This is a genomic window from Niveispirillum sp. (genome assembly GCF_017996735.1).
Classification (GTDB): domain Bacteria; phylum Pseudomonadota; class Alphaproteobacteria; order Azospirillales; family Azospirillaceae; genus Niveispirillum.
The window spans coordinates 1-16,971 of the sequence record NZ_JAGOGJ010000027.1 but is presented as its reverse complement, the minus strand read 5'-3'; the positions used below and the strand labels follow the sequence as shown (position 1 = coordinate 16,971).

Sequence of the window (16,971 nt, the reverse complement as noted above, 5' to 3'; positions counted from 1 at the left end):
TCAGCGGTTACAGACATCGACGAATTCAGCGGCGAACTGGTCCCAGCGACGGTTGTTCAGCACCCATTGCGCACCGGCCAGCCCGCGCGCCCGCGCGGCATCCCGGTTCTGATAGGCATGCTCCATGGCCTCGACCAGTTCCTCCACGTCGCTTTCGCCCCAGTAGCGGGTATTGTCCCCCGTGCCCGGCACCGGCCCCTGACGGGACAGGACATAGGTGCGATCATCGCCGATCAGGTCCAGATGGCCGGTATTGGCCGACAGGACCAGCGGCACGCCACAGGCCATGGCCTCCATCGCCACCAGATTGGTGCCCGGCTCGCACCGGTTGGGGAACACGGCCAGATCACATTCATGCAGCAGCGGGGCGATGCGTTCGCGCGAAAGGAAGCCGATATTAAGGTAGGAATTCTCCGGCAGGCCGTTGGCACGCATCCAGCCGACGATATCCACATCCGACGCATCGGCCGTCAGTTGCAAGGGCTCCAGTCCAAGCGGGCTGGCGCGCATCGAGAGGGCCGTGACCGGCCAGAAATTGGCCCAGGCCGTGACCAGCAGCGCCTCCGGCCGGCGCTGCTGGAAGGCCCGGAAAGCCCTCAGCACGATATCCTGCCCCTTACGGAACTCGATCTTGCCGCCGGAAAAGATCGCGAAACGATCGCCGAACTTGCCCTTCTTGGGACCGGGGGATACTTCCGTCGGATCGACCCCCTGAAAGACGCAATCCGACGCGACCCCGTGCTCCGCCAGCACCTGCTTGTTGAAGTTGGAATGAATGACGATGCGCCCGTAGGAGCGGGCGTCCGTCAATGCCTTCGTCGAAAATTTGGTTTCCGTGAAGGCCCCCACGCCCACATTGCGGTCACCCAAGATCGGCTGTTGGCTGAAATTGGGTTGCATGAGGTCGCCCAGCGCATACAGCACGGTGGCATTTTCCAGATGCAGCCGCTTGCCCTGCGATTGCACCAGCTCGATGTAGGTCGACAGGCGTTCGGCCGGCAGATCCAGCGCGCGGAGCTTCTCCTGCGTCTGCGGACGCATGCTCAACAGGTCGGACGGGCTGATCAACATGGGCGAGCCGCCAGTTTTCAGCAGATAAAGGCAGGTATGCACACCCACCAGCCCCCAGCCATGCAGCTCGGTCAGGCGCCAGTTGAGGACAAAGGGACGATAGGACTGGTCGCTCACAGAAGGTACTCCCCCGGGCATCAGGGCATGGAACTGTCGAAACCGAACCACTGCACCGAAAGGTTCTTCATGCTGCCATCGGTCTTCATCTCGGCGATGGCCTTGTTCAATGCCGCCAGCAGTTCAGGGCGGCCCTTGGCGATGGCGATACCCTGACCGCGTCCGAACAGGCCTCCGTCGAAACCGGGACCGAAATAGCTGAAATCCTTGCCCTCTGGCCGTTGCAGGAAGGCGTTCCAGGTGATGGCGTCGGCCAGCCCGATCTCCACCCGGCCCGTCTGCAGGTCCAGCGCCAGGTTCTCCTGCGTGTCGTAGCGGCGGATTTCCACCACATCGGCCAGATAGGCATCGGCGAAATTGGCATGGATGGTGCTGGTCTGCACACCCAGAACCTTGCCCTTCAGCAGCCCCTTGATCTTGTCGATGGCGGCCTGTTCCTCCGGGCTGATCTCTGTCAGATCGATACGCTCGATCCCGTAATCGATATCCTGCAAGGGATTGGCGTTGGCCGACACCAGATAGGCCGGCGTCGTCGTATAGCCCTTGGAGAAGTCGACAGCGGCCAGACGCTCATCCGTGATGGACATGCCGGCAACGATGGCGTCGAAGCGGCCGGCCTGCAGCGCCGGGATCATGCCGTCCCAGGCCTGGGCCATGAACTGGCATTCGGTGCCCATACGCTTGCAGACATCCTTCATCATGTCGATTTCGAACCCGACCAGATTGCCGGACGCATCGACCATGTTGTAGGGCGGATAGGCGCCTTCCGTGGCGACCCGCAACGGGTTGGGGATGCCACCGGCCACAGGGGCGGCCTGCTTGGCATCCTCCTTGCCGCAGCCGGAGAGCGCCATCATTCCGGCCAGCGCCAGCGTCGCCATCAGCTTCTTCATCAACTCCACTCCCCCAGAAATGCGAACCATGGCCGGGTTGCCGGCTCATCGATTGTGTATGGATTGACCGTGTTCAGCGCTGCCCCTCGCGGGACAGGAACTGGCGGCAGCGTTCGGATTTCGGGTTGCCGAACAGTTCCGCCGGCGTCCCCTGCTCCTCGATCCGCCCCTGATGCAGGAAGACGACCTTGTGCGACACCTCACGCGCGAAGGCCATTTCGTGGGTGACGATCAGCATGGTCGCCCCCTCCATCGCCAGATCGCGGATAACCTTCAGCACCTCCCCCACCAGTTCGGGGTCGAGCGCGCTGGTCGGCTCGTCGAACAGCATGACCTTGGGTTCCATGGCCAGCATGCGGGCGATGGCCGCGCGCTGCTGCTGCCCGCCCGACATCTGCGACGGATAGGCGTCGCGCTTGGCCGACAGGCCGACCTTGGCCAGCAGCGCCTCGGCCTTGGCGATGGCCTGATCCTTCGGCTGCTTCAGCACATGGACCGGTGCCTCGATGATGTTTTCCAGGACCGTCATATGAGTCCAGAGATTGAAGCTCTGGAACACCATGCCGCAGCGCTGGCGGATACGTTCCACCTGCCTGCCGTCCGCCGGCATGGCGCCGTGGCGGCCGCGCTTCATGGCGATCTGTTCGCCACCGATGCGCACGATCCCGTCATCGGGGATTTCCAGCAGGTTGATGCAGCGCAGCAGCGTGCTTTTGCCCGACCCGGATGATCCGATCAGGGCCACCACCTCCCCCTCCGCCGCGTTCAGCGACACGCCTTTCAGCACCTCATTGTCGCCGAAACGCTTATGCAGCGCCTCCACCTCGACGGCGGGAACGGAACCGGAAACGATGGGGGCAGGCGGCATCGGCGTCCATTAAGGGCAGATCAAGGATTCCGTGCCAAGCTACCCCGCCAAGGCATGGCCGCGAAAGGGGAAATCCTGGCTTTCGCACCGCAATCGATTTGGGCGGGGCTGCTGGCATGCGACCGTGCTATCTGTTGCACATCAAGCGCGCAGACTGACCGGAAACGACCCCCCGATGAGCCAAGGCATCCAGCCCAGCCCGAATCGCAGCACCCATTTCCTGTTCGAGCACAAGGTGTTCACGGTTGATGGCTGCCGGTTCGTCTGGTCCAAATCAGCCGAAGAGCCGGTGATGCGCTTCATGCTGGGCAAGGTCCAGGCAGAGGTGGCGCTGGACAAGATCTGCAACGAATTCAAGATCGACCCGAAAAGCTTCGACGGCCAGTTGATCAACATGGTGGCCAAGGGGCTGAAATATGTGCGGGAGATCAGGCCCGGCGACACGATCCCCAACGAACTGATCGACGGTTCCGCCTCCTGGCGGGTTGATGAACGCCATTTCCTGATCGCCAAGGGACGGTTGACGGTCCAGATGGTCACCTGGCTGACGGGCGGGGAAACGGTGGTGTCCAGCCCCGAGCAACTGGAACAGGTGGTGGAGGATCCCGGCACCAAGGCCCGCGTACGCGAGGCGTTCCAGATGATCGCCAACAAACTGTCACTCACCGGCAACGCCGAGGAACAGGTGGAAAACCGCATCGAGGCGCTGGCCAAGGAGCTTTCCTATATCGAGGCGCTGCGGGAACGGGCCGGCAAGCTGGGGAAGGTGCGCACCGGTCTGGAGGATGCGCATCGCATCTACAAGAACGAACGGAACCTCAAAGAGGAGATCGTGCGTATGCAGACCCTGTCGCTGCCGCCGATCACCGACCTGGAGCAACGATTCGCCCAGGTGGACGCGCAGACGGGGGAAATCCTGTCGATGCTGGCCAAGTTCGACAAGAATATCACCTATATCCGCGAGATGCGGGACGATCTGCACCAGACCCTGCTGCCCTGGGACGAGGTCCTGGAGGATTGGGAGAGCACGAGCGCGGAAAAAAGCCAGGCTTTCGAAGCGGTCCTGAAGAAAACCTACCAGTTCCTGGCCCGCAACTATTCCCAGGCCAAACATTGGCGTCTGGCCTCGCGTCGGGCGCCATAGAACGGACAGCCCGCACGCCACCCTTCCATTCCGACGATAATCCTCTACACTCGTGTTAATATGGGGTGAATGGCCATGCGTACCGCGCATGGCGGGGGATGGTTGATGGCGCAGGCCCAAAGGCTGCTGTTGGCGAACCTGTTCGTGGCCCTGGCCTACGCGGCCACGGGCTGGCTGGGTTTGCAGGTGCCCTTCGCGGGGGAGGCGGTGACGCTGATCTGGCCGCCGACCGGTATTGCATTTGCCGCCATCTGGCGCGGGGGACCGCGGCTTCTTCCCGGCATTTTTGCCGGGGCGGCCGGTCTGAACCTCCTGATGTTCGGCAATCCCGTGTTCGCCCTGCTGGTCGGTCTGGGCAATTGCCTGCCCAGCCTGGCCGCCTTTGCCTGGCTTACGCGGACACGCGGCGAACGCCCGCTGTTCGACGGTCCGGGCGGGCTGGTGGCTTTCCTGGTGGTCCCGGTGCTGTTGTCCCCGATGCTAAGCGCGACGGTCGGCACCCTGGCGGCCCTTGCCGGCGGGGCCAACCTGGGCGAAGGGATCGTCAGCGCCTGGGTAAGCTGGTGGGTGGGCGATGCCATGGGCGTGTTGCTGGTGGCCCCGCCCTTGATTCTGATGGCCGCCCCCGGTGCCACGGCCCTGTTGCGCCGGCGCTGGGTGACGGCGCTGGGACTGGTGGTCGGGGGCACGGTGCTGCTGTCCGCCATGGCCCTGGTGGAACCGTTATGGCTGCGCGAGGGCGGGCGTTTCGCGCTGTTCTGCCTGATTCTGACGGCAGGGCTGCGGCTGGGCCTGCTGGGCACCGCGATCTATACGCTGATGGTTGCCACCGGCCTGACCGTCATGACGGCGCGGGGCCTGGGGCCCTTCGCCGCCGCCGATTATCATGCCAGCTTCGCGACGCTGCTGGCCGCCCTGTCGATCCTGTCGGTGGCCGGACTGTCGCTGGCCACGGTGATGGCCACGCTGCGCCGGGTGATGCTGGCCGAGCGGGAGGCGCGGCATCAGGCCGAACAGGCCCTGACCCGGCTTTGCCAAACCCAGGACAATCTGGTGCAGGCGGAAAAGATGGCCTCGCTGGGCCGGCTGGTGGCCGGTATCGCGCATGAGGTGAACACACCCGTCGGCACCGCGCTGGCCGCCGCCACGCGCCTGGCCAACGACACGCGCGGCATTGAACAGGCACTGTCTTCGGGCACGCTGCGCCGGGAACAGATGAATGAATATATCGACGCCACTTCGCTGGCCGCCCGCATCCTGCAATCCAATATGGAACGCGCGGCGCGGTTGATCGAAAGCTTCAAACATGTGGCCGTGGACCGCACGCGCCAGGACCGCCGCCGCTTTGATCTGGCCGGTTATCTGGAAGAGGTGGTGATCTCCCTGCGGCCCCAGACGCGCAAGACGCCGCACGCCATCGCCCTGACCGGCGCCACGAGATTGTCGGCTGATACCTATCCCGACGCCGTGGCCCAACTGGTGACGAACCTGCTGGTCAATGCCGTCACGCACGCCTTCCCCGATGGCCGAAGCGGCCGGGTGGAACTGGATCTGCGGGCCGACCCCTCGGGCTGGATCGAACTGCGTGTGCGCGACGATGGCAAGGGCATGGCCCAGGACCAGTTGGAGCGCATCTTCGAACCCTTTTTCACCACGGGCCGTGAAAAGGGGGGCAGCGGTCTGGGCCTTTACCTGGCCTACAGCCAGGTTACCCAGAAGCTGGGCGGTACCCTGACCGTGGAAAGCAGCGCGCCAAACCAGGGCACCTGCTTCCTGGCGCGGTTCCCCGCCGTGGCGCCCCCGTCGGATCAGGCCGGCACGCCGCCGGCCGTTCCCGCCCCCATCGATCTTGCCGCCAAACGGCGCAGCGCGTAAGGGCGGGTGACCGGCCGGCCGGTCACCCCTGCTCCAACTCGGCCCCCCAATATTCGGCGCTGGTCATCGATGCCGGGAAGGCGGCGCCGGGCAGATCCTCGCTCGGATCGGCCGCGACCTCATCCCCCAGATCGTCATAGGACAGGAAATCCCGCCAGCTATCATGCAGGAAGGTGGGGGGGAAATTGCGCCCGTTCTCCTGCAGCTCATAAGCCGTGGGTGCGAAGGGTTCCTGCATCGGATGCATGCCGCACTGGCTGGGCAGGCGGCTGCCCTTGGCCAGATTGCAGGCCGAACAGGAGGTGACGACATTGTCCCAGCTTGTCCGCCCGCCCCGGCAGCGCGGGATGACATGGTCGAAGGTCAGTTCATGCGTGGGAAACCAGCGCCCGCAATATTGACAGGTGAACCGGTCGCGCAGGAACACGTTGAAGCGGGTGAAGGCCGGGCGCCGCGTCGCGGGCACATATTCCTTCAGGGAGATCACGCTGGGCAGCCGGATCGCCAGTTGGGGCGATCGCACCACGCGGTCATAGTGCGAGACGATGTTCACACGATCCAGGAACACGGCCTTGACCGCGTCCTGCCATGACCAGAGCGAGAGCGGGAAATAGCTGAGCGGACGGAAATCCGCATTCAGCACCAAGGCAGGACACCCATCAAAAGGTGGTGACAAGACTCACCCCCAAGCGCCGTTCCGTCGGTGTTCCCGACCCAAGGCGCCCCGCCTTCTTCCACCCGGAGGCACCCATCTGGGGGCCACTGGCATCGGGATGGCGGACAGGTTGGCGGCAGGCCGGAACGTCGGAACCTTGATATAACGGCCCGACCCCATCTGGCAACCCGCGCAACCGGACGCGGACGCAATTATCACGCACCTGCAACAGAAGCGACACGCAAGCCCTTGTGGTCGTTGAGCTTGTGACCCGCCATCCATTGGGGGTATATGTCGTCAGAGCAGGGGCATGGCCCTGTCCCCCGGTAAAGATGCATGCCCGACGACGCCCGCACGGTCACCACCCGATTCGCGCCCAGCCCGACCGGCTTCCTGCATCTGGGCCATGTCCATTCCTGCCTGTTCGCCGTGAACGCGGCGAAGGCCGCCGTCGGCCGTTTCCTGCTGCGGATCGAGGATATCGACCCCAATCGCTGCCGTCCGGAATATGAGGTGATGCTGAAGGAGGATCTGGCCTGGCTGGGTTTCCGCTGGGAAGAGCCTGTCCGCCGGCAATCCGATCACATGGGGGATTACGCCGCCGCCCTGGAAAGGCTGGCCGCCCTGGGCGTCACCTATCCCTGTTTTTGTTCCCGCAAAGAGATCGCGGACGAGATCGCGCGCGCTGGCAACGCCCCGCATCTGGTGGCGATGGGGCCGGAGGGGCCGCTTTATCCCGGCCTCTGCCGCCATCTGCCGCGCGAGGCGGCGGCGGCCCGTGTGGCGGCCGGGGAACCGCACGCCGTCCGGCTGGACGTGGCCAAGGCCACCGCCCTGACCGGGCCCCTGTCCTGGCATGACCACGCACGGGGCACGGTTGCCGCCGATACCGGCCTGCTGGGCGATATCGTGCTGGCGCGCCGCGACGTGCGGACCAGTTACCACCTGTCGGTGACCGTGGATGACGCGATCCAGGGCGTGACATTGGTGACACGCGGCGAGGATCTGTTCCACGCCACCCATGTCCACCGCCTGTTGCAGGCGCTGCTGTCGCTGCCGGTCCCGGATTACCACCATCATGGCTTGCTGTTGAACGACCGGGGCGAGCGGTTGTCCAAACGCGACGGTGCCACCGGCATACGCGCGCTGCGGGCACAGGGCCTGTCAGCCGTGGATATTCTGCGCCGCGCGGCAGGCAGTGCCGAAGGATAGGTTGCATTCCCTTCCCTAAGGGACTGCAATGTCAGATGATTGCCGAAGGGAAACAGGAGCGCGTCCGGTGAAGACAAGGTAGATGCAATTTTAAGGGTATTGTTCCAGAACATTGTGGTATGGAGACCATGCCATGCAAGATACGTCCATGCTCGACCATTACCGCCAACTTGTCCGTGACACGACAATCGATGACAGAACGCTGCTGTCGACAGATTACTTCAATCATTTCAATGAAGTAATCATGTTGCTTTCCATGTTGGGCGACATGCCGGACATGCTGGACGAAATCGTGGCCTGGACACCCAAGACCTATCGCCAGCATTTCGAGGATAGCGGCCTGGCCTTCGCACCGATCGCCATCGAAGCGTTCGAGCATGTGCCGATGGAATTTCGCGAGCCGTTCGATGAAACCATCAATGATATGAACAGCCTGATCGTGGAGGCGGTGGCCACCCTGTCGCCCATGCGCGACGATCAGATGATGCTGGGTTTCACTGCCGGCGACTATTGGCGGCGCCTGCAGGATCTGGTGGATCGCGGCAGCGCCATTGTTCATGGCTCCGTCCAGGACCACAACCCCGCCGTCACCATGGACCAGAGCGAGATCGACGATCTGTTCTGATTTCCTTACTTGACCCTGACGTTGCGTCGGTTATGCCCGTCTCCCTCATTCGGCGGTCATTATTGGTGGCCGTCGGCATGACGCCGGATCGGGGGGCCGGGCACGGCTGCCATGCCGCGCCCGGCCTTGCCCCGTCGGATCGCTGCCGCCACCTTGGCACCGGTTGCATCGATACCGGAAACGCCCCATGACCGCTCCTGTCCCGCTGATCCCCGGCCTGGCCGGCATCGCCGACCGTTATGACGGCTTCATCCTGGACCTGTGGGGCGTCGTGCATGACGGGGTGAAACCCTATGAGGGGGTGGTCGATTGCCTGTCCACGCTGCGCCGCCTGGGCAAGCGGGTCTGTCTTCTGTCCAACGCCCCGCGCCGCATCGCGGCGGCGGCGGCGAAACTGACGGCCATGGGGGTCGCACCCGACCTGTACGACGCGCTGTACACCTCGGGCGAGGCCAGCTTCGAGGCGTTGCGCGACCGCAGCGATGATTGGCATGCGTCGCTGGGGCCGAAGCTGTTCCATATCGGCCCGCCGCGCGACAATGACGTCTATGACAGCCTGACCGACCGCATCCGGGTGGACAGCCCGGAGGAAGCGGACTTTGTCATCAATACCGGCATCGATGAATATGAAGAGACGCTGCACGATTACGACCCGATCCTGCGCCGCTGCCGGGACCGCGGCCTGCCCATGCTGTGCGCCAATCCCGATCTGGTCGTGGTGATCGACAAGGAACTGGTGATCTGCGCCGGGGAACTGGCCCGCCATTATGAAAAACTGGGCGGCGACGTCCGGTATCATGGCAAGCCGCATGCCCCGGTCTATCGCCGCTGCTTTGACCTGCTGGGCGGGATCGATCCGTCGCGCATCCTGGCTGTGGGTGACAGCCTGCGCACCGATGTGGCCGGGGCCAACGCCGCCGGCATCGACAGCCTGTTTATCACGGGTGGCATCCATCGCGAGGAACTGGGTACGCCGCTGGGCGTGCTGCCGGAACCGGAAAAGCTGGCGGCGCTGCTGGCCAGCGGCCCCCACCGCCCCACCTGGGCCGCCCCCGGTCTGCGCTGGGCCTGAACGCGCCCGCCGTCAATCCTGGTCGAAAATCTCCAGCGCCTTGCGGAAGGTCCCGGAATAGGCGGCCGTCGTGCCGAACGGCACCTGTTCCTCCGCCAGCCCGGCCAGGCGCGGGGAGGCATCGGCAGCGGTGCGGAAATAGGACAGGATAAAGATGCGCAGGGCAGCGGTCAGGGCGCTGTCGCCGCGCCGCCCGTCGATCATGGTGACGATATCGTTCACCGACTGCGATTCGCGCTCGCTGATCTCTGTCAGGCAATCCCACAGCAGCGGCTCCATCCGCACGCTGGTTCGGGCTCCCGCCACCACCACGTTGCGGCACACGGCCCGCATCGAGTCAGGCGCGGTATCTTCCGGGTTTGTCGGGGGACGGCGCTTCGCGGCCATTGGAACCGTCTGTCCTATTGTTCGATAGGGTTCTGAGTTGTGTGGAACATATTGAACATACAAGAAGGAAACAATGGGTTGTCGAAGGTATTATGACAATCGGCCCCCGCTGCTCCGCGCCCCATGCGGACCGGGTGATTGTAACAGGTGGCACCAAAATTGTTGCGGGTGGGAAACGGCGGAAGACAGCATCCCGCCACACGGTATTATAGCGGCTGGTTCGACGTCCGCCATCGCCTGAGGCCCCCCATGCATCCCCACCCGCCCTTGTCCAGCCGCCCCCGCCTGAAGCCGGGGATTCCGATCGGGGGTATCGCGGCGGTGCTGGTGCTGGCGACGACGGTCGGCTGGTCGCTGGTCGCCGGCAATCCGGCGGACAAGAACCTGGATCTGGAGAAGCTGGAGAAAAAACTGTCGCTGTCCATCGACAGTGACGGCATCACCGCCCGCGTCAATGACAGGGTCCGCGAACGGATGGCGGAACGGGGGCAGCCCGCCGACGGCCGCGCCGTCGACATGGCGGCCATCAGCCGTTCCGTCGCCGACCGGATCGAGGCCGCCGCCAAGGCCGCGACAGCAAAGGCGGAAACGATGCGCAACCGGCGGAGCGGCGACATCCGTTATCTGGACCGTGCCACCGCCAGCGACGGGACAAATCGTCTGTCCGCGACGGCCGATGCGCCGGCCGGGGTGCGGCTGGCCGGTGTCATGGGCAGTGTGCGGATCAAGGTGGTGGACGATTCGCAGGAGGTTCTGTTCAGCCTGGAGAATAGCCGCAAACGCTACAACCTTTCCATTGATGACGGGGTACTCTGGATCACCGGTCCGGGTCCGCAGAACGAGCCCAGCGTGACGCTGGATATCGCCGTCCCCCGCGGTACGCCGCTGCTGGTGAACAATTTCACCGGCGACCTGACCGTCACCGGCGATCTGGGGGCGCCGGCCCGGCTTGAACTGGCCAATGGCGAGATGAAGCTGGACAGCCTGGAATCGGTACGGGTGCGCATCACCCAGTCGGGCACCGTCTCCGTCGGCAACGTGAAGGGCCTGGCCGGCGTGCAATTGTCAGGCGACGGTCAGGTCCGGCTGGGCCATGTCGGCACGGCCGCAGTGGAACTGAAGGGCAACGGGTCTGTCCAGATGACCTCCGTAGGGGAAGGGCTGTCCGTGTCCATGCCCGGTCCCGGCGACATCCGGCTGGACATGCTGGCCGGCGATCTGTCGGCCGCCATCACCGGCCCCGGCACCCTGACCATCGGCGGCGGTCAGGCCGACAGCATGGCTGTGGGCGTTACCGGCCCCGGCACCGTTGATTTCAATGGCAAGGCCAAGGACCCGCGCGTGCTGATGACCGGTCCCGGCCGGGTGACCCTGGCCGGCCATGACGGATCGCCCCGCGTCTTCCATGTCGGTCCGGGCAAGGTGGAACTGGCACGCTGATCAGGCGGCGGGTCTTGTGACGCGCCGTAAGGTCAGGTTCAGCCGGCCGCCATCGGGCAACAGGCGCGAGGAGCCGACGCGCAGACGATCGACCCCGTGATAGAACATCCGCGAGGGTCCCGCGAAGACCATGATGGTGCCGCTGGCCACGGGAAAGGACCGTGTCTTATCCTCCCGACGCGGGCCGCCCAGGCGGAAGATGGCCGTATCGCCCAGCGAGATATTGAGGATCGGGGCCTCCGTCGCCTCCTCATCCTCGTCCCGGTGCAGGGAGAGTTTCGCCCCCTCCCCGCGATAATGGTTGATCAGGCAGCATTCCGGATCATGGGGATAGGCGGTCAGCCCGCGCCACAGATCCAGCAGCAGCGCCGGTATCGCGGGCCAGGGCCGGCCCGTGACGGGATGGACCGGCGAATAGCGATAGCTCTGCCGGTCGGCGATCCAGCCCTGGCTGCCGGCATTGGTCATGTCGATGGAGAAGGGCCGGCCCGTACGCGGCATGACATAGCGCGTGAACGGCGCCTCCTGCGCCAGGGCCGCGACCATGGCCACCAATTCCTGCTGACGGGTGCGATCCAGATGGTCCGGCAGCATCCGGAACCCCTCGCCATCCGATGACATTGATCGTCCTTTCGTGTCTTGCGGGTCGCGCCCGCCCTAAAAAACGCCACGGACATGACAGTGTCACGCGCCAATCATGGACTCGGACCCGTAACGCGCCTAGATTCACCCTTATGAGAGACGAGACCTTCGAAAGCGAGGCGAGCGCCGACTGGAACCCCGTTGCCCTGCGTGGCGGCGTGGCGAGCCTGCGGGTGCCGTCAACCTGGCAGCGCCTGTCGCGGGACGATGGCGGGCTGGCTTTCCAGTCACCGGGGGCGCATCCGGTTGATCTTCTGATCTCCGTCGTCACCTACCGCAACCCCTATGGCGCGCGGGCGGAGGAGGCAATCCAGTATCTGGATCGTGAAAATGTGCTTCCGCGCGGTATCCTGCCCTCCATGGAATCGGGGGATGCCGGTAGCGAGGCCGATGAACGGCATTGGATCGCGTATGCCGTGGCCCAGCCGCCGGACCGGCAGATCTTTGTCTGGAAGGTCGCTGATTTCCAGCCGCCTGACCATGTCCGCGTCGTCACCTTGCAATTGCTGGTCCCGGACGAGAGTGCTGACGACCCCGAACTGTCCGACCTGATCGACCGGCTGGGGGAAGAGGCGGCGCGCATCAAGTTCAATTCCGGTCCCGTGCAGGGGCCCGTCCAGCGCGTCACCATGCGCAATGTCTGGCATGCCGACAGCGTGCGCTTCCGGCTGCCTTGGGACTGGAACAGCGCGCAGGACAATGACCTGTCCATGTTCTACCGCGACGTGGAAGGGTCGGGCACCCTGCGCGTCGCCGTGCATCAGTTCGACCATGAGGGCGACGACGCCGAAATCCTGGCCCGCGCCGTCCTGCGCCAGACGGCGGAGCAGTTCGCCGAGGGTCCGGACGAGCGCACGGGCGAAGGCTCCATCGAATGGCTTCCCGACGGGGAGGTAATGGCCCGTTTCGTCACGGACGGGGAAGAGGATGGGGAGAAGCTGCGTTTCTTCCTGTGGCTGCGCGGCGTTGCCATCGATGGACAGACCACGGTGGCCCTGTTCAGCTTCGCCTTCCCCCAGGCGTCGCGCGGGGGCGATTTGGAACGGTCCACGCTGGTCATGCTGGAACAGGAGATCCGGCGCGCCGTGATCGGGATCACCGACAGCACCGAGGTGGAGGAAGACGGCGAAGATGGCTTCAGCCTCGCCGATCTTCTGGATGAGGATGATCTGCTGCTGGATGATGACCTGGATGACGACCAGGATGATGGTGATGACGGCGAGGATGCTGGTGGACAGGGCCCGGTGGGGCGGGCGTAACCGCTGCCCGGAAAATTCCGGCACTGTGATCTTCGTCATTGCCCCTTGTCAAAAGGGCGACCGCACCCCCACATGACGGCTGTCCTTGTTCCCGCCCACAGCCGCCGGCCTTTTTCCAATGTCCGACACCCCGTTCCCCGACGATACGGCCGAAACCTGCTGCACCGCCCGCCGTCTTGCCGGCGCCGGGTTAAGGCCCACACGGCAAAGGCTGGATCTGGGATCGCTGCTGTTCCGGCGGGGCAACCGGCACGTCACAGCCGAACAGTTGCATGCCGAAGCCGTGGCCGCCGACATCAAGGTGTCCCTTGCCACCGTCTACAACACGCTGAACCAGTTCCGCGATGCCGGCCTGCTTCGCGAAGTGGTAGTCGAGGCCGGGGCAACATGGTTTGACACCAATATCGATAACCACCACCATTTCTTTCACGAGAATACCCGCCACCTGCAGGATATCTGCTGCACGCAGATGGACCTGCCCGACCTGCCCTGCCTGCCGGCCGGCACCAGGGTGGCGCGGGTGGATGTCATCATCCGCTTGCGTGACGCGGACTGATCCCGGCGTCCGTCGCCGCGGACGCTATCGGTCGCGATTTACCAGCGATGGCATGATTCTACGTCACGTTACAAATCGCCACAGCCCGATCCGGCATTGCAGGCGCAGCGCCGCGAACGTAGACTATGACCCTCGTGTCAAAGCCCAACCGGCCGTAGCGCTGGCGTGGCGGGGGTCTCTATGCGCAGAGTCTTGATGGGCGGCCTGGCCCTGGTGGCCGGCGTCCAGCTTGCCGGAACGGCCATCGACATGCAGGCGGGCTGGCGTGCCTATCGTCAGGCCACGGAAATAGCCAACCTGAAACTGGTCAGCCGCAATCTGCTGGTCGCCGCCCGCGACCACGGGATCGAGGCCGGCATGATCAACCTGCTGCTGGAGGCGGCCCGATCCCCCGGCACGCCGGAAGCGGCATTGCGGCCACAGATCGACCGTCACCGCAATGAAACCGACCGCGCGGCCCTGGCTGCCCTGGACCAGTTGGCCCAGATGCCGGTGGAAAGCGCGCTGATCGAAGATATCGGGTCGCTGCGGGTCTCGCTGGGACGCATGCGCGAGTTGCGCGGCGGGATCGAGGCCCTGCTGGAACGGCTGGCGGATGGCCGCACATTGGAAGCTGCCGGCCCCAACAATATCGACAATACGCTGCTGATCGCCGAATGGCGCGATGCCTCCCGATCCTATCTCACGGCGCTGCTGACCCTGATGCAGGAGATCAACAATCCGGCGCTGTCGATGGGTGGAGAGGCGGGGGCCGCCGAAATGCTGACCCGTGAGGCCATCCGTCTGCGGGGACAGGTCGGGTCGGACATGGGCCTTCTTTACCGCATAGCCAGCGGGGGAGAGGCGGACATGGTGGCCGCCACCGTGTCGCTGTCCGGGGTGGAGATGGTCTGGCAACTGGTCCGCAGCACCGGGGACCCGGCCATGTTTCCCGAGGCGACGCAGGCCGCCATGCGCCAGATGGAGGCGGCTTTCTATCAGCGGTACCTGCCGCTGCGTGCCGCCATCCTGGATGCCGCCGCCCGGGGCGAGGCGCGGGGGCGCCTGCCGGAATTGCTGCGCAACGGGACAAGCCTGATGAACGCCGCCAGCGATCTGGTGGGTTCCGCCGTCAGCGCCGCGGCAGAGGCGACCGATCACAATCGTCTGCTGGCCCGGCAGAAGCTCTGGGTCGACGCGTTCGAACTGCTGATTTCCATCATCGCGCTGATATTTGCCGCCTGGCTGATCCGCAGCCGCGTGCTGCGGCCGGTCCAGCAGATGACCGATGCCATGCGGGCCCTGGCCGGCGGCGACCATGCCGTGGCCCTGCCGGATTTTAAGGGTGTGGGGGTGGAGGTGGCGGCCATGGCCGCCGCCGTCCGGGTCTTCAAGGAAAATGCCCGGCAGTTGCGCAAGGAGAACCGCGATCGGGGCCGCATGGAACGGCTGCTGACCGTGGAGCGCAGCATCCTGGAGATGGCCGCCGCCGGCGCCACGCTGGGCGACGTGCTGGATGCGCTGTGCCGTGGCATGGAAGAACAACTGGATAATGCCCGCTGTACCATCATGCTGCTGCGGGAAGACGGGATGCACCTGTCGGTGGGTGCGGCCCCCAGTTTCCCCAAGCATGTGCATGAACTGTATGAAGGGATCGCCATCGGCCCGGACGTGGGCTCCTGTGGGTCGGCCATCTACCGCCGGACACCGGTCATCGTGTCGGACATCGCCCGCGATCCGCGCTGGGCGCTGTACAAGGATGTGGTGCTGGCGGAGGGCGCGAAATCCTGCTGGTCCCTGCCCATCCTGTCGGGAGACGGAGAGGCGCTGGGCGCCTTCGCCATCTATGGCGACAGCGTGCGGGAGCCGCATGACTGGGAAATGGAGCGGGCGCGCCGTGCCGTACAATTGGCGGCACTCGCCATCACCAGCCGGCGCGCAGCCGAACAGCTTGAACAGGCCAAGGCGCAGGCCGAACTGGGCAGCCGCACCAAGTCGGAATTCCTGGCCAATATGAGCCATGAGCTGCGCACCCCGCTGAACGCCATCATCGGCTTTGCCGAGGTGCTGGAAAGCGAGTTGAAGACCAGCGACAAGAACGGCCAGAATACCAGTTCCGTCGCCTATGCGGGCGACATCATCGCATCGGGCCGCCACCTGCTGACCCTGATCAACGACATCCTGGACGTGTCCAAGATGGAAGCCGGGCGTGTGGAGCTGCGGGAGCGTATCTGCGGCATGGAAGAGCTGGTGCGCGGCTGTGAGCGTATCGTGCGCGCCCGTGCCATGGAACGACGCCTGAACCTTGTGGTGGACGTGGCGGAAAGTGTGCCACCCATCCTGGTCGATGACGTGAAGTTCAAGCAGATCGTGCTGAACCTTATGTCGAATGCCATCAAGTTCACCTCCCCCGGCGGGACCGTGAAGCTGACCGCTACCGTCGATCCGGCGCGCGGCGTGTCCGTTGCCGTCTCCGACACGGGCATCGGCATCCGGCAGGAGGATCTGGCGAAGGTGTTCGTGCCCTTCCATCAGGTCGACAATGTCTATGCGCGCAGCAACCCCGGCACAGGCCTGGGCCTGACCCTGTCAAAGGGTCTGGCGGAGTTGCATGGCGGCCGCCTGTCGATCGAAAGCGTGTTCGGTGAGGGCACGACGGTCACCTTGTCACTGCCGCCGTCGCGCATCGTCTGGACAGAGAGCGCCGGCCTTCCCCTTCCGATGCCGATGCGGTGATGCCGGCCGGCGGCGACCGGATCACAACGCCGCAAGGATCGGCCGCAGCAGCCTTTCCAGCCGGTCGGCCCAGGCCGCCGCCCCCGCCGCATCCGCGATCAGATCCTGGCGGATTTCCAGCATCAGGACCGGCACCCCCGCCTCTTCCCCATGATGGATGATGGTGAAATCGGTGCCGGTGCGGGCACTGTAGGGTTCGTTATCGCCGACGGTGAGGTCACCCTCCGCCCGAAACGCGTCCAGCATGGGCAGCGCCAGGCGCCCGTCGCGGTTCCACAGCACACCCACGTGCCATGGCCGCTGGAAACCGTTCATCTGGGGCGTGAAACTGTGGATGGAGATCAGAACCGCCCCCTGACCGCGCCCGGCTATCCGCGCCCGCGCAGCCGTGATGGCATCGTGATAGGGCTGGTACAACGCCTCCAGCCGCAGGGCACGGG

15 protein-coding genes and 1 pseudogene are annotated in these 16,971 nt (G+C 64.9%); 9 read left to right on the top strand and 7 right to left on the bottom strand.

The genetic code is table 11. The features are described 5' to 3' along the window. From KBA48_RS10985 to KBA48_RS10975, 3 genes are all read right to left on the bottom strand, one after another. Positions 1-1,188, bottom strand: a complete 1,188-nt coding sequence (locus KBA48_RS10985; protein WP_292906175.1) for a glycosyltransferase family 4 protein — start codon at positions 1,186-1,188, stop codon at positions 1-3. A 20-nt stretch (positions 1,189-1,208) separates the two neighbouring features. Further along, on the bottom strand, positions 1,209-2,081 hold the full coding sequence (locus KBA48_RS10980; protein WP_292906173.1) for a transporter substrate-binding domain-containing protein: 873 nt from the start codon (positions 2,079-2,081) through the stop codon (positions 1,209-1,211). 73 nt (positions 2,082-2,154) lie between these two features. After that, on the bottom strand, positions 2,155-2,949 hold the full coding sequence (locus KBA48_RS10975; protein ID WP_292906171.1) for an ABC transporter ATP-binding protein: 795 nt from the start codon (positions 2,947-2,949) through the stop codon (positions 2,155-2,157). 175 nt (positions 2,950-3,124) lie between these two features. Between KBA48_RS10975 and KBA48_RS10970 the strand changes: the two genes are divergently transcribed. Continuing rightward, the gene (locus KBA48_RS10970; RefSeq protein ID WP_292906169.1) at positions 3,125-4,093 is read left to right on the top strand and encodes a hypothetical protein; all 969 of its coding nucleotides are present in this window, start codon (positions 3,125-3,127) and stop codon (positions 4,091-4,093) included. 105 nt (positions 4,094-4,198) lie between these two features. Then, entirely contained in the window at positions 4,199-5,968 is a 1,770-nt protein-coding gene (locus KBA48_RS10965; protein ID WP_292906167.1) for an ATP-binding protein, read from the top strand. Between the two features lie 133 nt (positions 5,969-6,101). On the opposite strand, the pseudogene KBA48_RS10960 reads toward KBA48_RS10965, so the two are convergent. Continuing rightward, a pseudogene (locus KBA48_RS10960) lies at positions 6,102-6,644 on the bottom strand (HNH endonuclease); the annotation flags it as partial. Between the two features lie 315 nt (positions 6,645-6,959). On the opposite strand from KBA48_RS10960, the gene gluQRS reads away from it, so the two are divergent. The 3 genes from gluQRS (at position 6,960) to KBA48_RS10945 (ending at position 9,532) form a co-directional block, all read left to right on the top strand. Then, positions 6,960-7,835, top strand: coding sequence for a tRNA glutamyl-Q(34) synthetase GluQRS (gene gluQRS / locus KBA48_RS10955; RefSeq protein WP_292906163.1), 876 nt, complete (start codon positions 6,960-6,962; stop codon positions 7,833-7,835). A 133-nt stretch (positions 7,836-7,968) separates the two neighbouring features. After that, on the top strand, positions 7,969-8,460 hold the full coding sequence (locus tag KBA48_RS10950; RefSeq protein ID WP_292906161.1) for a hypothetical protein: 492 nt from the start codon (positions 7,969-7,971) through the stop codon (positions 8,458-8,460). Between the two features lie 187 nt (positions 8,461-8,647). After that, positions 8,648-9,532 (top strand): TIGR01459 family HAD-type hydrolase, encoded by an 885-nt coding sequence (locus KBA48_RS10945; protein ID WP_292906159.1) that lies wholly within the window; start codon positions 8,648-8,650, stop codon positions 9,530-9,532. Positions 9,533-9,544: 12 nt separating this feature from the next. On the opposite strand, the gene KBA48_RS10940 is transcribed toward KBA48_RS10945, so the two are convergent. After that, entirely contained in the window at positions 9,545-9,919 is a 375-nt protein-coding gene (locus KBA48_RS10940) for a ribbon-helix-helix domain-containing protein (protein WP_292906157.1), read from the bottom strand. A gap of 249 nt (positions 9,920-10,168) precedes the next feature. On the opposite strand from KBA48_RS10940, the gene KBA48_RS10935 reads away from it, so the two are divergent. After that, positions 10,169-11,359 (top strand): DUF2807 domain-containing protein, encoded by a 1,191-nt coding sequence (locus tag KBA48_RS10935; RefSeq protein WP_292906155.1) that lies wholly within the window; start codon positions 10,169-10,171, stop codon positions 11,357-11,359. Here the strand turns inward: KBA48_RS10935 and KBA48_RS10930 are convergent, their stop codons facing one another. Continuing rightward, a complete protein-coding gene (locus KBA48_RS10930; RefSeq protein ID WP_292906153.1) occupies positions 11,360-11,980 on the bottom strand; it encodes an alpha-ketoglutarate-dependent dioxygenase AlkB in 621 nt (206 codons plus the stop codon). It lies immediately after the preceding gene. Between the two features lie 113 nt (positions 11,981-12,093). Between KBA48_RS10930 and KBA48_RS10925 the strand changes: the two genes are divergently transcribed. From KBA48_RS10925 to KBA48_RS10915, 3 genes are all read left to right on the top strand, one after another. Further along, complete coding sequence (locus KBA48_RS10925) at positions 12,094-13,260, top strand: hypothetical protein (protein WP_292906151.1); 1,167 nt, start codon at positions 12,094-12,096, stop codon at positions 13,258-13,260. A 118-nt stretch (positions 13,261-13,378) separates the two neighbouring features. After that, the gene (gene irrA, locus KBA48_RS10920) at positions 13,379-13,816 is read left to right on the top strand and encodes an iron response transcriptional regulator IrrA (protein WP_292906149.1); all 438 of its coding nucleotides are present in this window, start codon (positions 13,379-13,381) and stop codon (positions 13,814-13,816) included. A 180-nt stretch (positions 13,817-13,996) separates the two neighbouring features. Continuing rightward, complete coding sequence (locus KBA48_RS10915) at positions 13,997-16,531, top strand: GAF domain-containing hybrid sensor histidine kinase/response regulator (RefSeq protein ID WP_292906147.1); 2,535 nt, start codon at positions 13,997-13,999, stop codon at positions 16,529-16,531. Positions 16,532-16,552: 21 nt separating this feature from the next. Here KBA48_RS10915 and KBA48_RS10910 read toward each other — a convergent pair. Next, a partial coding sequence (locus tag KBA48_RS10910) for an N-formylglutamate amidohydrolase (protein ID WP_292906145.1) occupies positions 16,553-16,971 on the bottom strand: 419 nt, incomplete at its 5' end.

Excerpts from the sequence above, each read along its gene's own strand:
- KBA48_RS10980 (WP_292906173.1), bottom strand. The coding sequence starts at position 2,081 with ATGAAGAAGCTGATGGCGACGCTGGCGCTGGCCGGAATGATGGCGCTC.
- KBA48_RS10925 (WP_292906151.1), top strand. The coding sequence starts at position 12,094 with ATGAGAGACGAGACCTTCGAAAGCGAGGCGAGCGCCGACTGGAACCCC.
- KBA48_RS10935 (WP_292906155.1), top strand. The coding sequence starts at position 10,169 with ATGCATCCCCACCCGCCCTTGTCCAGCCGCCCCCGCCTGAAGCCGGGG.
- KBA48_RS10950 (WP_292906161.1), top strand. The coding sequence starts at position 7,969 with ATGCAAGATACGTCCATGCTCGACCATTACCGCCAACTTGTCCGTGAC.
- KBA48_RS10940 (WP_292906157.1), bottom strand. The coding sequence starts at position 9,919 with ATGGCCGCGAAGCGCCGTCCCCCGACAAACCCGGAAGATACCGCGCCT.
- KBA48_RS10945 (WP_292906159.1), top strand. The coding sequence starts at position 8,648 with ATGACCGCTCCTGTCCCGCTGATCCCCGGCCTGGCCGGCATCGCCGAC.
- gluQRS (WP_292906163.1), top strand. The coding sequence starts at position 6,960 with ATGCCCGACGACGCCCGCACGGTCACCACCCGATTCGCGCCCAGCCCG.
- KBA48_RS10930 (WP_292906153.1), bottom strand. The coding sequence starts at position 11,980 with ATGTCATCGGATGGCGAGGGGTTCCGGATGCTGCCGGACCATCTGGAT.
- KBA48_RS10975 (WP_292906171.1), bottom strand. The coding sequence starts at position 2,949 with ATGCCGCCTGCCCCCATCGTTTCCGGTTCCGTTCCCGCCGTCGAGGTG.
- KBA48_RS10970 (WP_292906169.1), top strand. The coding sequence starts at position 3,125 with ATGAGCCAAGGCATCCAGCCCAGCCCGAATCGCAGCACCCATTTCCTG.
- irrA (WP_292906149.1), top strand. The coding sequence starts at position 13,379 with ATGTCCGACACCCCGTTCCCCGACGATACGGCCGAAACCTGCTGCACC.
- KBA48_RS10915 (WP_292906147.1), top strand. The coding sequence starts at position 13,997 with ATGCGCAGAGTCTTGATGGGCGGCCTGGCCCTGGTGGCCGGCGTCCAG.
- KBA48_RS10965 (WP_292906167.1), top strand. The coding sequence starts at position 4,199 with ATGGCGCAGGCCCAAAGGCTGCTGTTGGCGAACCTGTTCGTGGCCCTG.